Genomic DNA, 15,937 nt, shown 5'->3' with positions numbered 1-15,937 from the left:
CGCGGTCACGTGGCGCCGGTCAACACGGTCGAGGTCCCATCCGGGCGGTGTTCGACGATGTTGCCGTCGCCGTCGAGGGCCACGGTCGTGATCCCGCGGCCGGCGAGAACCCGGCCGTAGTCGGTGCGGGACAGGCTCTCGTCGATGCCGGCGGCGATCTCCGCGTTGAACACCACGCCCTCCTCGACCGTCAGCTCTGCCAACGGAAGCTGACCCGCCAGTGCGGCCTCGACCCGCCGACGGGCGGCGGTCTGCTGGCTCGACACTGCGCGTCCGACCCGCACCCAGTGGTCCAGCTGCTGTTTGGTCGACCTACTCTGGCGGGCACCCTCGGCTTCGGCGCTGTCGACGAGGTCGGCAGCGAAACGGGTGACTCGATCGGCGACTTCCGACATGACGGCACCTCCTGTTACAAAATGCTACACCCGGTAGCAGAATGTTACGCGATGTATTTAGGCAGGCTTCCCGCTTCGGCCCCGTGCGACGGCACGGTTCGGTAGTTTCACCCTCGTGCCCGACCTGACGAACCGCCAGATCGTCCTGCGTCACCGTCCGAGGGGTCTGATCGACGCGGGCGACACCGAACTGATCAGCAGCGCCGCGCCGCGACCCGAGGAGGGCGAGGCCCTCGTGCGCACGACGTACGTGGGCATCGACGCTGCCGCCCGGACGTGGCTCGACGACCAACCGGGATATCTACCCCCCGTCCAACTCGGCGAGGTGATCCGGGCGGCCGGCATCGGGGAAGTGGTGGAATCCCGTTGTGACGCCTACGCCGTCGGCGACGTCGTCACCACCCTGTCGGGTTTCCAGGAGTACGTCATCGTCCGTGACGACATCTTCTGCACGCCGGTGACCGGGATGGCGGACGTCGACCAGCCGGCGGTGATGTCGATCTACGGGCCGACGGGGGCGACGGCCTACTTCGGGATGCACGACGTCGGCCAACCCCGGGAGGGCAACACCGTGGTGGTGTCGGCCGCCGCGGGTGCCACCGGATCGGTGGCCGGTCAGATCGCCAAGATCGCGGGCGCTCGCGTCGTGGGCATCGCGGGCGGCCCGGACAAGTGCCGGGCGGTCGTCGAGGACTTCGGGTTCGACGCCTGCATCGACTACCGCCAGGGCAACCTGTCGGCCGCCCTGAAGCAGCACTGTCCGCGCGGGGTCGACGTTTACTTCGACAACGTCGGTGGGCCGATCCTCGACGCGGTGCTGGGCCGCCTTGCGCCCAAGGCCAGGGTCGTCCTCTGCGGCGTCATCTCCAGTTATCTGACCGGTGAGCATCCGGGACCGGCCAACTACGTCAACATCCTGGCCAAGACCGCATCCATGCAGGGCTTCAACGCACTCGACGAGTGGGGCCGGTTCGACGAGGCGTTCGCCGCGCTGCGCGGCTGGGAGGAACAGGGGCTGCTGGTCCACCGCGAGACGATCTTCGAGGGCCTCGAGTCGTGCGTCGACGCCCTCAACGGGCTGTTCACCGGCGCCAACATCGGCAAGATGCTGGTCAAGGTGGGCGACCCCAGCTGAGGGAGCACGGCCTGACACCCGTCGGACCGACCTCGCAATCCGTTGGGCCGCTTAGAATGACGCCATGTCTCGCGGTTCTCAGCAGGAGTACCTCGCCCCCCGTGGGCTGCTGCGCATCGAGGACTGCCTCACCCCCGACGGCGGTGTCGCGCTGCCGCCGGGTGTGACGTTGTCCTCGTTGATCGACCGCAACATCGCGCACGTCGGGGACGCCGTGGCTTACCGCTACCTCGACTTCACCCGCGCCGACGAGGGTCAGGCACTCGAGTTGACCTGGGCACAGCTCGGCGTCCGCATGCGTGCCATCGGGGCGCACCTTCAGTCGGTCGCATCCCGGGGGGACCGGGTCGCGATCCTCGCCCCACAGGGTCTCGACTACGTCGCGGGGTTCTTCGCGTCGATCAAGTCGGGCAACATCGCCGTACCACTCTTCGCCCCCGAGCTGCCCGGCCATGCCGAGCGCCTCGATACGGCACTTCGCGATTCGCGGCCTGCCGTCGTGCTGGTCACGGCTGCGGTGCTGGAATCCGTCGAGTCATTCCTGGACACGCTGCCGCGTGCGCAGCGACCGCAGATCGCGGTCATCGACCGGATCGCGGACGCCGACGGCGACGGCTTCGTCCCGGTCGACGTCGACGTGGCCGACATCTCCCATCTCCAGTACACGTCGGGGTCGACGCGCCCACCCGTCGGCGTGGAGATCACCCACCGGGCAGTGGGCACCAACCTGATCCAGATGATCCTGTCGATCGACCTGCTGAACCGAAACACCCACGGCGTCAGCTGGTTACCGCTTTACCACGATATGGGCCTCTCGATGATCGGCTTTCCCGCGGTCTACGGCGGACACTCCACGTTGATGTCGCCGACGGCGTTCATCCGCCGACCGCAGCGATGGATCCGTGCCCTGTCCGACGGGTCGCGGCGCGGCAATGTCGTCACTGCCGCACCCAACTTCGCTTACGAGTGGACCGCCCAGCGGGGCCTGCCCGCACCGGGAGACGACGTCGACTTGAGCAACGTGGTGCTCATCATCGGTTCGGAACCGGTCAGCATCGAGGCGATCACGATGTTCAACCAGGCGTTTGCCCCACATGGGTTGCGGCCCACGGCGATCAAGCCCTCCTACGGCATCGCCGAGGCGACGCTGTTCATCTCGACCACCGCGCCCACCGCCGAGGCGACCGTCGTCTACTTCGATCGTGACCGGCTCGCCGCCGGGCAGGCGGTCGCCGTGGCACCCGACACCCCGTACGCCGTCGGGCACGTGTCGTTGGGTCAGGTCGCCCGCAGCGAATGGGCGGTGGTGGTCGACCCCGAGACCGGCGCGGAGTTGCCCGACGGGCAGGTCGGCGAAATGTGGTTGTACGGCAACAACATCGGCCGCGGCTATTGGGGCCTGCCAGAGGAGACGCGTCGGACGTTCGGCGCCAAGCTGCTGTCCCGGCAGCCATCGGGCAGCCATGCCGGGGGAGTGCCGTCCGAAGCGAATTGGCTGCGCACCGGGGATTTGGGTTTCCATCTCGATGGTGAGCTGTTCATCACCGGTCGCATCGCCGACCACATCGTGATCGACGGCCGCAACTTCTACCCGCAGGACGTCGAAGCCACCGCGGCGGACGCCTCATCGACGGTCCGGCGCGGTTACGTCGCGGCGTTCCCGATCCCCACCGCGGACGGTAAGCGTCTGGTCGTCATCGCCGAGCGTGCGGCGGGTAGCAGCCGCGCCGATCCGGCAGCGGCCCTCGACGCCATCCGGTCGGAAGTGCTTCACCACCATGGACTTTCGCTGCAGGACGTGAAGATCCTGCCCGCCGGGGCCATTCCGCGCACCACCAGCGGCAAGCTGGCACGCCGAGCCTGTCGCGCCGAATACCTCGCCGGCGCCTGGTCGTAGCTAGATCTGGCCGTGGCGCGGGGGCCGGGTGCCCGAGAGTACGTACCGACCGATGTGCTGCACCTTCCAGCGGCTCGGGTCGTGCAGGGTGTGCGTGCGGGCGTCACGCCAGTAGCGGGCCAGATTCCCCGCCTCCGAGGCACTTCGCGTGCCGCCAAGATCGAACAGCACCGAGGACGCCTCGAGCGAAGCCCGTACCGCCGCCACCTTGGCCACCGACACCGCCACCGACGCCGCTGCGGCCGAGTCGGCCGTCAGGTCGGCGCGGGCGGCATCGACCTGCCGGGCGGCGTCAGCGAGCAAGGCCTGGGCACCGCACACGGTGACGTAGAGCTCCCCGGCCATCGCGACGACGGTCGGATCCTCCGCGGCGGCGTCGACCCCCGCCTCGAAGTGCGGGCGGGCCTTCGCACTCTGGCGAATGCCCTCGGCGAGCGCGCCGGTCGCGATGCCGACGTCGATGGCCGCATGCAGCAGCTGCGCCCGCGCGCCGTACACGGTCGGTTCGGCGAAGATCGGGCTGAAGGGGACGACGTGCGCGGCGGGCACCACGACGTCGTCGAGGGTGACGGTGCCCGACGCCGTGGTGCGCTGACCCATGCCGTCCCAGTCGTCGACGATCTGCAGTCCTGGCGCATCGCGCGGAACGAAGGCCACCGCCTTGGGGGTGGCCGACGTCGGTGCGTCACCCGAGCCGTCCGCGAGCGACGCCCGCACGATTAGCCAGTCGGCGAAGAGCGATCCGGTGGCGTAGAACTTGCGGCCGCTCAGCACGTAGTCACCGGAGTCGGTCGCGGTGAGCGTGGTGGCGTCGACGTCGATCGGGTGGGGGCCCCGCTCGGACTGGGCGTTGGCCAGCAGCCCACCCGCCGAGACGATGCCGTAGAAGAACGTCTTCTGTCCTGGCGTCCCCTGCAACCGGAGGGCTTCGAGAAACGTGAAGTGCGAGTGCGGAATCTGCGCGACCGACGGGTCGGCGTGGGCCAGCGATCGGAACACCTCCGCGAGGACGATCGCCGGGGCGTCGACGCCGCCGTACTCGGCGGGCACCGAGAGGGCCAGCAGCCCGGACTCCTTCAGCGCCAGGACCTGTTCGTGCGGTAGCTCTCGTCCGGCGTCACGGGTGCCCGCCTCCTCCGCGAACCGTGCGGACAGCCGTTCCGCCACCGCGACGGCGTCGGCCGCCGAGGTCGAATGATCCACTGCGGCCGGTGCACTCACCGCGCGGTGCCCAAGAAGGGGATCGAGGCGGGCGCTGAATCGACGCGGCCGGCGTCGAACAGTCCGCGCTCACGCAGCACCGGAACCACGCCCTCGCCGAACCAGTAGAGCTCCTCGAGATGCGGATAGCCCGAGAAGATGAACTCGTCGATGCCGATTTCGGCGTACTCGGCGATCCGATCGGCGACGTCGGTGTGACTCCCCACCAGCGCCGTCCCAGCCCCACCCCGCACCAGACCGACCCCCGCCCAGAGATTCGGCGCGATCTCGAGACTGCGGGCGTCGTGCCAGGATCCGTTGGCACGGTTGGCCTCGTGCAGTGCCAACATCCGGCGCTGACCCTCGGACTGGCTGCGGCTCAGCCCAGCCTGCGCCGCGCGGACGGTCTCGTCGTCGAGCGCACCGACGAGCTTGTCCGCCTGTGCCCAGGCCTCGTCGGCGGTGTCCCGCGAGATGGTGTGCAGCCGAATGCCGAAGCGCACCCGGCGGCCCTGCTCGGCGGCCAGACCGCGGATCCATTCGATCTTGTCCCGCACCGCTTCCGGCGGTTCGCCCCAGGTCAGGTAGACGTCGGCGTGACGGGCCGCGACCGGACCGGCGGCGGGCGAGCTTCCTCCAAAGTACAACGGCGGCAAGGGATTCGGCAACGTCGCCAGGGACGCCTCCTCGACCTGGATGTGCACGCCGTCCGTGGTCACCGTCTCGCCGGCCCACAGGCGGCGGACGACGTCGAGGTATTCGTCACACCGCTCGTAGCGGGCGTCCTTGTCCAGGTGATCGCCGAAGGCCCGCTGCTCGTGCGCCTCACCGCCGACGACGACGTTGATCAGGATCCGGCCGGGGGCGTGCCGCGCGAACGTGGCCGTCATCTGCGCGGACAGGGTGGGGCTGACGAGACCGGGCCGCAGTGCCACCAGGAAGGCCAGCGACGTCGTCTCCCGCGCCAGCAGCGCGGCGGTGATGAACGCGTCCTCGCACCAGGCTCCGGTGGGGATCAGGGCACCGGTGAACCCGAACGACTCGGCCGCGCGCACGATCGAGCCGAGATAGTCGATCGACGCATCCCGGTCACTGTGGGCAGCCCCGGCGGGAGTGCCGTGCCCACCCCCGACGATCAGTCGGCTGTCACCGTAGGTGGGGAGGAACCAGTGCAGCTTGACGGGCATGGGAGGAACTCCTAGCGGCTGGCGGTCGGCTGCGATGTCGCCGAAGACGATGACGAGGGCACGGTGGTCGGGCGGTCGACGATCGTGGAGGAAGGACCGCCCACACGGTACCGCGAGCCGCGGTGTTCCTCGGGCAGTCGGTCACCACGGCCAAACAGCTTGTTGCGCAAAGTTCCCGGCGCGTACTCAGACTGGTAGGCGCCGCGGGCCGTCAGCACGGGGACCACGTGATCGATGAAGTCGGCGAACGTCCCCGGCGTGATCGCGTACGCCAGGTTGAAGCCGTCGACGTCGGTCTCGGAGACCCATTCCTGCAGCACGTCGGCGACCCGGTCACCCGAGCCGACGATCAGAGGCCCCATGCCACCGATCTTGCCCCAGTTGGCGATGTCGCGGACGGCCCATTCGCCACCGTCGGGATCGGCGGACTGGAACGCCTTCACCGCGGACAGGATGGCATTGGAGTCGACGTTCCCGATCGGCTCGTCGAGGCCGTAACTCGCCAGATCGACCCCCATCCACCCGGACATGAACACCAACGCGCCCTCGGGATCGCCGTAGGACAGGTATTCGGCGTGCTTGGCGCGCGCCTCCTCGTCGGTGCCGGCCGTGATGACGGTGGTCAGGTTGAAGATCTTGGCCGAGTAGGGATCACGGCCCGCCAGCTCGAGCTCGCGGCGGATCGTGGTGACCGTCTCGCGCAGGATCGCCTTCGTCGGCGCGGCGGTGAAGATGGCCTCGGCGTTCTCGGCGGCGAACCGCACCCCGCGTGGAGACGCCCCGGCCTGGAAGATGACAGGCGTCCGCTGCGGGGACGGTTCGGACAGGTGGATGCCCGGAACGGTGAAATGCGTTCCCTCGTGGCCGATGTGGTGCACCTTGTCGGGGTCGGTGAAGACGCCGCGCTCACGGTCGCGGAGCACCGCGTCGTCCTCCCACGAGCCCTCCCACAGCTTGTAGAGCACCTCGAGGTACTCGTCGGCGTGGTCGTAGCGGGCGTCGTGAGCCGGTTGATCGGTCTGCCCCATGTTGCGGGCGGCCGCAGGCAGGTAGCCGGTGACCACGTTCCAGCCCACCCGGCCCTTGGTGAGGTGGTCGAGGGTCGAGACGCGGCGCGCGAACGGGTACGGGTGCTCGAACCCAGTGCCCGTGGTGACGCCGAAGCCGAGGTGCTCGGTCACCACCGCCATCGCCGACACCAGCAGGAGCGGATCGTTGACCGGGATCTGCGCGGCCTGCCGGATGGCAGCCTCATCGCTGGCACCGTAAACGTCATAGGTGCCAAGCACATCGGCGATGAAGAGCCCGTCGAACCGGCCTCGCTCGAGGAGTCTCGCCAGATCGGCCCAGTAGGCCAGATCCTTGTACTCCGAGGAGCGGTCCTGCGGGTGTCGCCACAGGCCGGGGGACTGGTGGGCGACGCAGTTCATGTCGAAGGCGTTGAAGCGAATGGATCGGGTCACTGGCAGAAGCCTCGCGGCCGCGCCGCGACAAGTCACTGCTTTACCTCAGGGCGATCGAAACGACGATCTCGTCTCCCCGCGCGCCATCACGCAGGCGCGGGTTACTCGAGATATGTCGGCCCGGTCGCTTGACGGGCCAGAGGGTCGGCGCCTAGCCCTGGCTCTGCTGCAGGGCGATGCACTTGCCCACGTTGCCGGGCGTGCAGGGGATGCCGTTCACGGAGCCGTAGCCATTGAAGTTCTCGTCGACGACGGCGCCGGGCATCGAGGCCTGCGGCGGTACGACGACGCCGGGGGCGCCGAATCCGCCGGCCTGGCCCTGAACGCACACGCCCTCGAACTTGGTGGGCACCGTGCCGTACGGGCAGTCCTTAGCGGCAGCCGGCGAGGCGGCGACCAGAGGGGCGGCGGCGAATGCGACGGCACAGCCGACGACCAGCATTCCGCGCTTCACGTTGATCATTTTGCTCCCACCGATTCGGCCGACTCGCGTTCACCTTAACCCGTGCGCGCCGCTGCCGGGTCTTCCGCACCCGTACCCGCAGCCGTCATTCGGCGATGTCGCGCCGTGCCGGCCCGAACAGATAGAGGTGATCGAGGACCTCCGTTGGATCGTCGGACCAGTTCATGGCCGCGAGCTGCGCACGGCTGCGGCGGCCCGTCCGCCAGCGCACCGCCTCGAAACGCGTCGTCCGAAGCATTACTTCGTCCGGCCCGTCCGGGCCACTGACGTACTCGGCGTCTTCGACGATCACCCGCAGTGGTCGGGGCGTGACCAACATGGTGAGTAGCTGCTCGGTGGCGGACCAGACCGCGTCGGAATCTCTGGCGCCCGGCCGCCCCAGGGCGTGGCGCACGTCGTGCTCGTGGCAGACCGCGTCGGCCAGCGGGGGAGCTACACCCGACGCTGCGGCGTTCCGGTCCAGCCGTCCCGCGGCTGCGGTCCACGCCGCGACTATTCCCTCGTGGTCGTGCCCGTCGAACCGCGCGACCTGAGCGGCGGTCTGCTCGTCGGTCGGGGCACCCGTCAGCGTCCCGGCGGAGATGTCCTCGGCCACGGCGGCGAGGTGCGCCACGACGTCGCGGACCGACCATCCGGGACATGTAGCGACCGGTGCGGTCCAGTCGGCGTCGGGGTCGGCGAGGAGCCCGACGACGCGTTCACGCGTCTTCTGGTACTGCTGCGCGATCAGGCGCGGATCGGCTACCTGCCACTCCTGCGCCGAGACGATCCTTGCCTGCGCGACAACGGTTTCGGGGCGGACCGTGTCGTCGTTCAACACATCTGTTGAATGTTTCATGACGGAAGCACACCACGGAACCGTGGGTATAGTCAACAGGGTGGTTGAAGATCAGTTGCTCGACCGGACCTACTCCGCCCTCGCCGATCCCACGCGCCGCGCCCTCCTGGAGGCGCTGCGCCGGGGCGACGCCCGGCTGACCGATCTGGCCGCTCCGTTGCCGATGACATTCGCGGGCGTGTCACGTCACGTCGGTGTCCTGGAATCTGCCGGCCTGGTGCGCCGCGAGGTGCGCGGCCGCGAGCACTGGTTCTCCTTGCAACCCGACGGGCTGAGCGCGGCTCAGCAGTGGATCGGTGAGCAGACGGACTTCTGGTCGGCGCGTGCCGATGCGCTTTCGGACCGCCTACGACGGAAGCGGGGGACACGGTGAGCGAGGTGGCGACCGCCCGCGTGCAGCGCGTCATGCCTGCGACGCCGGAGGTGGTGTTCGACGAGTGGCTGGACCCGGAGTCGTTGGCGGACTGGATGTGTCCGCGTCCGGCACGGTGCGTCGCGATCGACGTCGAGCCCCGCGTCGGGGGCACGGTACGTTTCGACGTCGACCGGCTGGGGCACGTGACGCTCATCATCGGACACTTCCTGGCCATCGATCGGCCCCGCCTGCTGCGCTTCACCTGGAGCCACTCGGGCTGGCAGGATCCGACGGCGGTCAGCATCGTCAACGTCGCCTTCGAACCGCTCGGCGACGACCGGACGCTGATGTCGATCGAGCATTCGCTGCTGCCACCCGAGGCACTCGAGGACCATCGGTACGGGTGGACCGCCACGGCCGATCAGCTCGCCGCCCATCTGTGCCAGGACACCGAGGTGACGCGGCGTGCCTGATCGTCCGTACGCGCTGGTGCGTCGACCGGCGCAGACCTTGGCCGACGGCATCGTCACGTTCATCGAGCGCCACCCCGTCGAGCTCGAACTCGCCAAGCGGCAGTGGGACGGCTACGTGGCGGCGTTGCACCGCAGCGGTTGGCCCACGGTGGTGATCGACGCCGACGACACGATGCCCGACTGCGTCTTCGTCGAGGACACCGTGGTGATGTTCGGCGACCTGGCGGTGTTCACCAATCCCCGGCAACCCGCCCGCAATCCAGAGGTCACCGCGGTGCGGCGCACGGTGGAGGATCTCGGGTTCGAGGCAGCCGCGATCACCGAGGGCACGCTGGACGGTGGTGACGTGCTGAAGATCGGCCCGCACGTGTACGTCGGGCTCAGCGGCACCACCGATGCGCCGGCGATCGAGCAGCTGGCCCGCCTCGTCGCACCCCGCGGCTACACCGTCACCCCGGTGCCACTCACCCGTGCGCTGCACCTGAAGAGCGCGGTCACGGCGCTGCCCGACGGCACCGTGATCGGGTACGCACCCGTCGTCGACGATCCCGGCCTGTTCCCGACGTTCCTCGCCGTCCCCGAGGAACCCGGCGCCCATGTGGTGATCCTCGACGACGACCTGCTGCTGATGAGTTCCGCGGCGCCCCGCACGGCCGCGATGTTCGCCGATCGCGGCTACCGGCTCGAACTCGTCGACGTCTCGGAATACGAGAAGCTCGAGGGCTGCGTCACCTGCCTGAGCGTGCGGGTGCGCTGACCCGATGTTCTTCGTCGTCTTGAGCACGGTCCTCGGGCTGATGCACGTCTACGTGTGGAAGCGGATGGTCAAGGACACGACCGCCGCCGGGCCGATGCGCTGGCTCCTCACCGGCCTGCTGATCGCACTGGCGGCATTGCTGATCGCCGCACTGACCCTTCCGGACCGGCTTGGGTACACCGCGTCGGCCTGGTTCACCTGGCCCGGCTATCTGTGGTTCGGTCTGATCGTCTATCTGTTCCTGAGCCTTCTCGTGCTGGAGCCGGCCCATTGGGCGTTGCGGCGCTGGTCGGCACCCGAGGCACCCGAGGCGCCCACCGGGCCCCAGGGCGTCAACCGCCGGCTGTTCCTCGCGCGGGCCGGGGCGGTGGCGGCCGGCGCCGCATCCGTCGGCGTGGTCGGATTCGGCGCGGCCAACGCGCTCGGCCCGCCCAACGTGTTGCACGTACCGGTGCGCCTGCGCCGGATCGACCCGGCGTTCAACGGGTTTCGGATCGCCGTGGTGTCCGACATCCATCTGGGCCCGCTGGCCGGACGGGCGCACACCGAACGAATCGTCCGGATGATCAACGAGACCGAACCCGATCTCATCGCGATCGTCGGCGACCTGGTCGACGGAACGGTCGCCGAACTCGGATCTGCTGCAGAACCGTTGCGGGACTTGACGTCCCGAGAAGGCTCGTTCTTCGTCACGGGCAACCACGAGTACTTCGTCGAGGATCCATCGTCCTGGCTACGCGAGCTCGAGCGGCTGGGGGTACAGCCGCTCCGCAACGAGAACACCGTGATTCGTCGGGGTGCCGCGGCCTTCGACCTGGCCGGGGTCAACGACGTGGCAGGCGCCTCCGAGGGGGACCCACCCGACTTCGACCGCGCCCTCGCAGGCGTGGACCCGTCCCGGCCGACGGTCCTGCTCGCCCACCAACCGGTGCAGGTGACCAAGGCCGCCGAGCGGGGCGTCGACCTCCAGTTGTCCGGTCACACCCATGGCGGCCAGATGTGGCCCTTCCACTACATCGTCGGCGCCGTGCAACCGGCGCTGGCCGGGTTGTCCGCCGTGGACGACACCCAGCTGTACGTAACGCGCGGAGCCGGCTACTGGGGCCCGCCGGTCCGAGTCGGTGCGCCGCCCGACATCAGCGTGATCTCCCTCGACACCCGGACCTGACACCGGCCCTGGCCGGGCCGGCGTGGGGCACAATCGGTGGGGTGACGACACCGCCGCAGGGTCCCTGGCGACCGGGGGAGCGGCGTGAACCCGTCCGTCCCGATGCCCCGACCCGGCGGATTCCGCGCCCCCCGCGACCCGAACCGCCCACCGAGCGGTTCCGCCGCCCGGATGACGCCGTCCCCACCGAGCGAATCCCGCGGAGCCCTCGACCCGTCGTCCCGCCGCCCCCCACCGACGATCCGCCGAACAAGAAGCGGTCGTGGCTGCGCGAACCGCTGTCACTCGCCCTCATCGCGATCATCGTGCTGGCCATCGTCGTCGGCGGTCTGGCCGGTGCCGAGCTGTATGCGAGACACCGAGTGGACGCCCTCCTGGTCGACGTCGCCGAATGCGTCGTCAGGGACGGGGCGACGGTCTCGTTCGGCGTCAATCCGCCGTTCCTGTGGCAGCACGTCACCGGCCACTACACCAACATCTCGGTCGCCACCGACGGCGACAACGTGCAGGACGCGAAGGGCATGCAGGCCGACGTCACCGTCTCCGACGTCCGGTTGCAGGGCACCTCGGACTCCAAGGGCACGATCGGTTCCCTGGACGCCACGTTGACGTGGACGGCCGCTGGCATCAAGGACACCGTCGCCGCCAACCTGCCCGGAGTGGGCAACCTGGTCACCGCGGTGACCACCGACGCCGCCGCGGGCACGCTCAACCTGGAGGCCGGGAGCATCACCGTCACGGCGAAGCCGGTGGTGACCGACGGCGACCTCGCCCTGCAGGTCCTCGACGTCACCGGTCCGCTGGCGAAGGACGCCGTGCAGACCGCGCTCGACGACTTGACCGCCAAGCTGAACGCGCAGTACCCGCTCGGCATTCATGCCGACAGCGTGCAGGTGACGGCCACCGGCGTCGTCGGCACGTTCTCGACACGGGACGCCTCGATTCCCCGCGACGACGCCGACGCCTGCTTCGCCCGGCTCTGATGACCCCCGAATCGACACGCGTGGACCGGTGGCTGTGGGCCGTTCGGTTGACCAAGACCAGACCCGACGCCGCCGCCGCGTGCCGGGGCGGTCACGTCAGGATCAACGATCGCCCGGCGAAGCCGTCGACGACGGTGTCACCCGGTGACGAGGTGCGGGCGCGCGTCGGGGAGACCACGCGGATCGTCGAAGTGGTGCGGGTCATCCAGAAGCGCGTCGGTGCCGCCGACGCCGTGACGTGCTTCCTCGATCGCACGCCCGCGCCCCCTCCGACGGCCGTCACGGTGCCGGTCGCGTTCCGTGAGCGAGGCGCCGGTCGACCCACGAAGCGGGACCGGCGAGCGCTCGACAGGTGGCGGGCCAGCCAGGCCGGACCCGTTCTGGGCAACGATGTCGGGTCGCTCGACGTCGATGTGTGGGACGATGACGCAGCGCCATCGGAGAGGACGAACGGGATACATGACTGAAGGACAGCGGGTCATAGCCGCCAACGCCGCAAAGCTCGTCTTCGCGGGCATGCTCATCGCCGGCGGGTCGCTGGCGATGGCCGCCCAGGCCGCAGCCGACCCAGAAGTGCCCTTCACGCCGGTACCGGGTGCTCCCGATGCGCCGCCGCCGCCAGCGCCGGCCCAGCAACTCGTTGCCGGGGGAGACGCCCCGCCCGCACCTCCACCCGTCGGTGCGCCGATGGTGCCGGAGATCGCGAACCAGTCCTACGGCTCGGGTTCCGGTCCCCTGGGATTCATCAAGGACGCCTGGCATCAGGCGAAGGACCCGTACGGCGTTGGCGATTCGCCCGACGGCATGCCCGCCGGGGCGCCGCCGCCGCCTGGCGCCGGCCCGCCGCCACCACTGCCGCCCGGATTCGTCTCGCTGAACTACCCCGAGTCCAATACGGCACCGGTCCAGGCCGCCCCCAACACCGGCGGACCCGCTTTGCCGCCCGGGTACTACCCGCTGAACGGCCCGCCGCCCCCCGGCGTCGAGGCACCGGCACCCGTCGATCCGGCGGCACCACCGATCGTCCCCTAGCGGTGCTTGCACCCCGGCCAACAGCACGGCCGGCGCTTGCCTTCCTCTAATTCCTCCTGGGTCCGACGGATCCGGCGTTCCCTGGTCTTCGCCTGCTTGGCGTCCTCGACCCAGCAGATGAACTCATTGCGCGCCAGGGGTGTGATGTCCTTCCACGCGTCGAGTGCGGTGTCGTTGGCGATCAATGCGCCGTGGAGGTCGTCGGGCAAGTCGTGCACGACGCCGCCGGGCACGCGGTCATCGGTCATGGGCCATAGGTTAGCGATCGCGTGAACACCGTCGTCAGCAGAACTCGTACGCCACGTCCCAGTAGCCGGGCACCGGCACCCAGTGGGTCGAGAACTGACCGCCCAGCTGGGGGTTGGCGTCGTGGATCATCCCCGTCCCACCGAGCCACGGGATGAATCCGGGGGCATCCCAGGTGATGGCCACCGGATCACCGGGTGTATCCGGCGTGCAGGCGATCTGCTTGACGAAGTAGCCGTCGGTGACGGTCCACTCCGCACTGTCCTGCTGCGGGGTCGGCGGGGGAGGCGCAGCCCCTGCAGTTCCCGCGCCTCCGATGACCACGGCACCCACCCAGACGACTGCCAGAGCGGTGCGTCGGATACTCATGTCCGGAGTCTTCCCGACGAACCGTGGTGAGCGGGGCGGATGGGCCAAACTCAGCCGGTGACGCCCAGGATCTTGATCGCGAAGACTAGCGAGTCGCCCTTTTGGATGCCTGCTGCGGGCTGACCCTCGGGGTAGCCGTCGGCGGGGGCCATCGCGACCGCGACGGTCGATCCGACGTTCTGCCCGGCGATCGCCTTCTGGAAGCCCGGCACGACCCCGTCGAGCGGGAACTCCGCGGGCTCACCGCGTTGGTAGCTGCTGTCGAACACGGCGCCGTCGCGTCCGTTGACACCCATGTAGCAGACGTTGACCACCGCGGTGTCCGTGACGACCGGGCCGTTACCGGCCTGCAGGGTGTGGACCTGGGTCTCGGCCACGCTGAACGGTCCCTCGACCTTGACCTCCGGCGCTGCGGCGTCGGTCGATCCGGTCACCGCAAGGGTCCCGGTCGTCCCGGCTAACGTCCACTCGGGTTGGCCACCTGCCACGGGCGCAGCCGTCGGACACGTGGCGTCGGCCGCGGGCGCGGGGCCTGGTGCCGCGACGGTGGACGAGCTGCCGGCCGTGGCCGGTTCGGCGTCCGCGTCGGAGCCGCACGCGGCGAGCATGATGACCAGCGGTGCGGCACATGCCACGAACGCAACGGAGGTGGACCTGCGAGATGAATTCACGGTCGCCACGCTACATCCGCCCGCAGCCGTGTCGCGCCCGGCCGTAGCCTGGGCACGTGACTGACGGCGTCCGCTGGCGCGAGCGGAGCAGAGTAGTACGCGGAGTTCGCCTCTGGCGCACGCGCCGCCCCGTGACCTTTCGCGAGAAGGTGCGCTACAAGATGTTGCGTGATCGTCGACAGCTCGTCGTCACCTTCGCCGACAAGGCGGGGGTGCGTGATTACGTATCGAACACCGTTGGCGCTCAATATCTTCCGCACGCGTACTCCATCACCGCGAAACCCGGATCGCTGCGCGAGACGACACTGCCCGACGCCTACGTGGTCAAGCCGACGCATGGCAGCGGCGCGGCCATCGTCGTCTCCGAACGCGCACCGCGGGACGCGCGCCTGCCGACCGAGCCGGGGAGTTGGGTGTACCGACACGTCTTGCCCGAGCACGCGTCCCGGGACGACGTCATCCGCATCGCCGAAGGCTGGTTGGCGCAGCTCTACGGGCAGGGCCCGAACCGGGAGTGGGTGTACGGCCAGGTGCCTCGGCAAGTGATCGTCGAGGAGATGCTCGCCGGGGCGGACGGCGAGATACCGGACGACTACAAGCTCTTCGTGTTTCACGGCCGCTGCTGCTTCGTCGAGGTCGACGGCGGGCGGTTCGGTCGTCGGACGCAGGACTTCTTCCACCCCGATTGGGAGCACCTCCCGCTCAGCGGCGGTTCGCCGTGGGCCGATCCGCGGCCCCCCAGGCCGGCCTGCCTCGACGAGATGATCGGTCTGGCCGAACGGCTCGGCGCCGACACCGACTTCGTACGGGTCGATCTCTACGACGTCGATGGACGCGTGGTGTTCGGTGAGTTGACGAGCTTTCCCGCCGGGGGCGACAGCCCGTTCGATCCCGAACGCTTCGACGAGGAGTTCGGCAGACCGTGGACGGTTCCGCGGCGCTACCAGTGAACGACGGCACGGGGAGCTGAGGGAGATCGTGCAGAAGAACACCGAGCAGAAGCTCTGCGTCGTGTGCCAGCGACCGTTCGCGAACCGCAAGAAGTGGCGCGCCCGCGGACAGTGGGAGCAGGTCGTCTATTGCTCGGAGCGCTGTAGACGTGCGGCCACATAGGATCGCGCCGCTACGGGTATGCCTTCGTCATGAGCACACCCGACCACGTGGAGAACACCGGCGAGAACCTGCGGCACGCCGCCGAGGTGACCCGCCAACAGCAGTCCGACGAACGCGACGACGAGGTGACACCGGAACAGGCCGCGGCCGACAACCCACTGCCGGACTTCAATACCTAGGTCCGCCTAGCCG

Annotated in this window: 20 protein-coding genes and 1 pseudogene; 12 read left to right on the top strand and 9 right to left on the bottom strand. The window is 69.3% G+C overall.

What is annotated here, in order from left to right; genetic code table 11:
- Positions 1 to 5: 5 nt before the first annotated feature.
- On the bottom strand, positions 6 to 395 hold the full coding sequence (locus QUE68_RS12660) for a TA system antitoxin ParD family protein (RefSeq protein WP_286275682.1): 390 nt from the start codon (positions 393 to 395) through the stop codon (positions 6 to 8).
- A 115-nt stretch (positions 396 to 510) separates the two neighbouring features.
- On the opposite strand from QUE68_RS12660, the gene QUE68_RS12655 reads away from it, so the two are divergent.
- Both QUE68_RS12655 and QUE68_RS12650 read left to right on the top strand, forming a co-directional pair.
- Entirely contained in the window at positions 511 to 1,530 is a 1,020-nt protein-coding gene (locus tag QUE68_RS12655; protein ID WP_286275681.1) for an NADP-dependent oxidoreductase, read from the top strand.
- Positions 1,531 to 1,594: 64 nt separating this feature from the next.
- Positions 1,595 to 3,427 (top strand): fatty acyl-AMP ligase, encoded by a 1,833-nt coding sequence (locus QUE68_RS12650; protein WP_286275680.1) that lies wholly within the window; start codon positions 1,595 to 1,597, stop codon positions 3,425 to 3,427.
- Here the strand turns inward: QUE68_RS12650 and QUE68_RS12645 are convergent, their stop codons facing one another.
- The 5 genes from QUE68_RS12645 to QUE68_RS12625 all read right to left on the bottom strand — a co-directional run bounded on the left by QUE68_RS12645 (position 3,428) and on the right by QUE68_RS12625 (position 8,578).
- Positions 3,428 to 4,648 (bottom strand): SfnB family sulfur acquisition oxidoreductase, encoded by a 1,221-nt coding sequence (locus QUE68_RS12645; protein ID WP_286275679.1) that lies wholly within the window; start codon positions 4,646 to 4,648, stop codon positions 3,428 to 3,430. It abuts the gene before it with no gap.
- Positions 4,645 to 5,814: an LLM class flavin-dependent oxidoreductase gene (locus QUE68_RS12640; RefSeq protein WP_286275678.1), complete on the bottom strand. Its 1,170-nt coding sequence runs from the start codon at positions 5,812 to 5,814 to the stop codon at positions 4,645 to 4,647. Before QUE68_RS12640 ends, QUE68_RS12645 begins: the two co-directional genes overlap by 4 nt.
- A gap of 11 nt (positions 5,815 to 5,825) precedes the next feature.
- Positions 5,826 to 7,277 carry an LLM class flavin-dependent oxidoreductase gene (locus QUE68_RS12635; RefSeq protein ID WP_286275677.1) on the bottom strand — a complete coding sequence of 484 codons (1,452 nt, stop codon included), beginning with the start codon at positions 7,275 to 7,277 and terminating at the stop codon, positions 5,826 to 5,828.
- A gap of 151 nt (positions 7,278 to 7,428) precedes the next feature.
- Entirely contained in the window at positions 7,429 to 7,731 is a 303-nt protein-coding gene (locus tag QUE68_RS12630; RefSeq protein ID WP_454786251.1) for a hypothetical protein, read from the bottom strand.
- A 94-nt stretch (positions 7,732 to 7,825) separates the two neighbouring features.
- Entirely contained in the window at positions 7,826 to 8,578 is a 753-nt protein-coding gene (locus QUE68_RS12625) for a maleylpyruvate isomerase family mycothiol-dependent enzyme (RefSeq protein WP_286275676.1), read from the bottom strand.
- 40 nt (positions 8,579 to 8,618) lie between these two features.
- On the opposite strand from QUE68_RS12625, the gene QUE68_RS12620 reads away from it, so the two are divergent.
- The 7 genes and pseudogenes from QUE68_RS12620 to QUE68_RS12590 all read left to right on the top strand — a co-directional run bounded on the left by QUE68_RS12620 (position 8,619) and on the right by QUE68_RS12590 (position 13,346).
- Positions 8,619 to 8,951: an ArsR/SmtB family transcription factor gene (locus QUE68_RS12620; RefSeq protein ID WP_284226410.1), complete on the top strand. Its 333-nt coding sequence runs from the start codon at positions 8,619 to 8,621 to the stop codon at positions 8,949 to 8,951.
- Positions 8,948 to 9,406, top strand: coding sequence for an SRPBCC family protein (locus tag QUE68_RS12615; protein ID WP_284234127.1), 459 nt, complete (start codon positions 8,948 to 8,950; stop codon positions 9,404 to 9,406). Before QUE68_RS12620 ends, QUE68_RS12615 begins: the two co-directional genes overlap by 4 nt.
- The gene (gene ddaH, locus QUE68_RS12610) at positions 9,399 to 10,163 is read left to right on the top strand and encodes a dimethylargininase (protein ID WP_284234125.1); all 765 of its coding nucleotides are present in this window, start codon (positions 9,399 to 9,401) and stop codon (positions 10,161 to 10,163) included. The genes QUE68_RS12615 and ddaH overlap by 8 nt, the downstream gene beginning before the upstream one ends.
- Before the next feature lie 4 nt (positions 10,164 to 10,167).
- Positions 10,168 to 11,331, top strand: a complete 1,164-nt coding sequence (locus QUE68_RS12605) for a metallophosphoesterase (RefSeq protein WP_286275675.1) — start codon at positions 10,168 to 10,170, stop codon at positions 11,329 to 11,331.
- Positions 11,332 to 11,372: 41 nt separating this feature from the next.
- On the top strand, positions 11,373 to 12,314 hold the full coding sequence (locus tag QUE68_RS12600) for an LmeA family phospholipid-binding protein (protein WP_284234121.1): 942 nt from the start codon (positions 11,373 to 11,375) through the stop codon (positions 12,312 to 12,314).
- A pseudogene (locus QUE68_RS12595) lies at positions 12,314 to 12,682 on the top strand (RNA-binding S4 domain-containing protein); the annotation flags it as partial. The gene QUE68_RS12600 and the pseudogene QUE68_RS12595, both read left to right, overlap by 1 nt.
- A gap of 91 nt (positions 12,683 to 12,773) precedes the next feature.
- Positions 12,774 to 13,346: a hypothetical protein gene (locus QUE68_RS12590; protein WP_284234119.1), complete on the top strand. Its 573-nt coding sequence runs from the start codon at positions 12,774 to 12,776 to the stop codon at positions 13,344 to 13,346.
- On the opposite strand, the gene QUE68_RS12585 is transcribed toward QUE68_RS12590, so the two are convergent.
- The 3 genes from QUE68_RS12585 to QUE68_RS12575 are packed head-to-tail and all read right to left on the bottom strand — an operon-like array spanning position 13,343 to position 14,632.
- A complete protein-coding gene (locus QUE68_RS12585; protein ID WP_284226402.1) occupies positions 13,343 to 13,594 on the bottom strand; it encodes a YdeI/OmpD-associated family protein in 252 nt (83 codons plus the stop codon). The genes QUE68_RS12590 and QUE68_RS12585 overlap by 4 nt on opposite strands.
- 34 nt (positions 13,595 to 13,628) lie before the next feature.
- Positions 13,629 to 13,961, bottom strand: coding sequence for a hypothetical protein (locus QUE68_RS12580; protein WP_284234117.1), 333 nt, complete (start codon positions 13,959 to 13,961; stop codon positions 13,629 to 13,631).
- Between the two features lie 50 nt (positions 13,962 to 14,011).
- The gene (locus tag QUE68_RS12575) at positions 14,012 to 14,632 is read right to left on the bottom strand and encodes an FKBP-type peptidyl-prolyl cis-trans isomerase (RefSeq protein ID WP_454786440.1); all 621 of its coding nucleotides are present in this window, start codon (positions 14,630 to 14,632) and stop codon (positions 14,012 to 14,014) included.
- Between the two features lie 131 nt (positions 14,633 to 14,763).
- On the opposite strand from QUE68_RS12575, the gene QUE68_RS12570 reads away from it, so the two are divergent.
- The 3 genes from QUE68_RS12570 to QUE68_RS12560 are packed head-to-tail and all read left to right on the top strand — an operon-like array spanning position 14,764 to position 15,924.
- Positions 14,764 to 15,582, top strand: coding sequence for an ATP-grasp fold amidoligase family protein (locus tag QUE68_RS12570; RefSeq protein ID WP_284234115.1), 819 nt, complete (start codon positions 14,764 to 14,766; stop codon positions 15,580 to 15,582).
- Between the two features lie 28 nt (positions 15,583 to 15,610).
- Positions 15,611 to 15,745, top strand: coding sequence for a DUF2256 domain-containing protein (locus QUE68_RS12565; RefSeq protein ID WP_284226398.1), 135 nt, complete (start codon positions 15,611 to 15,613; stop codon positions 15,743 to 15,745).
- A 29-nt stretch (positions 15,746 to 15,774) separates the two neighbouring features.
- Positions 15,775 to 15,924 (top strand): hypothetical protein, encoded by a 150-nt coding sequence (locus QUE68_RS12560; RefSeq protein ID WP_284234113.1) that lies wholly within the window; start codon positions 15,775 to 15,777, stop codon positions 15,922 to 15,924.
- Positions 15,925 to 15,937: the final 13 nt, after the last annotated feature.

Origin of the sequence: Mycolicibacterium sp. TUM20985 (genome assembly GCF_030295745.1) — a bacterium.
Taxonomy (GTDB): Bacteria; Actinomycetota; Actinomycetes; order Mycobacteriales; family Mycobacteriaceae; genus Mycobacterium.
The sequence above is the reverse complement of the archived record's forward strand: the minus strand, read 5'-3'. Positions and strand labels throughout refer to the sequence as shown.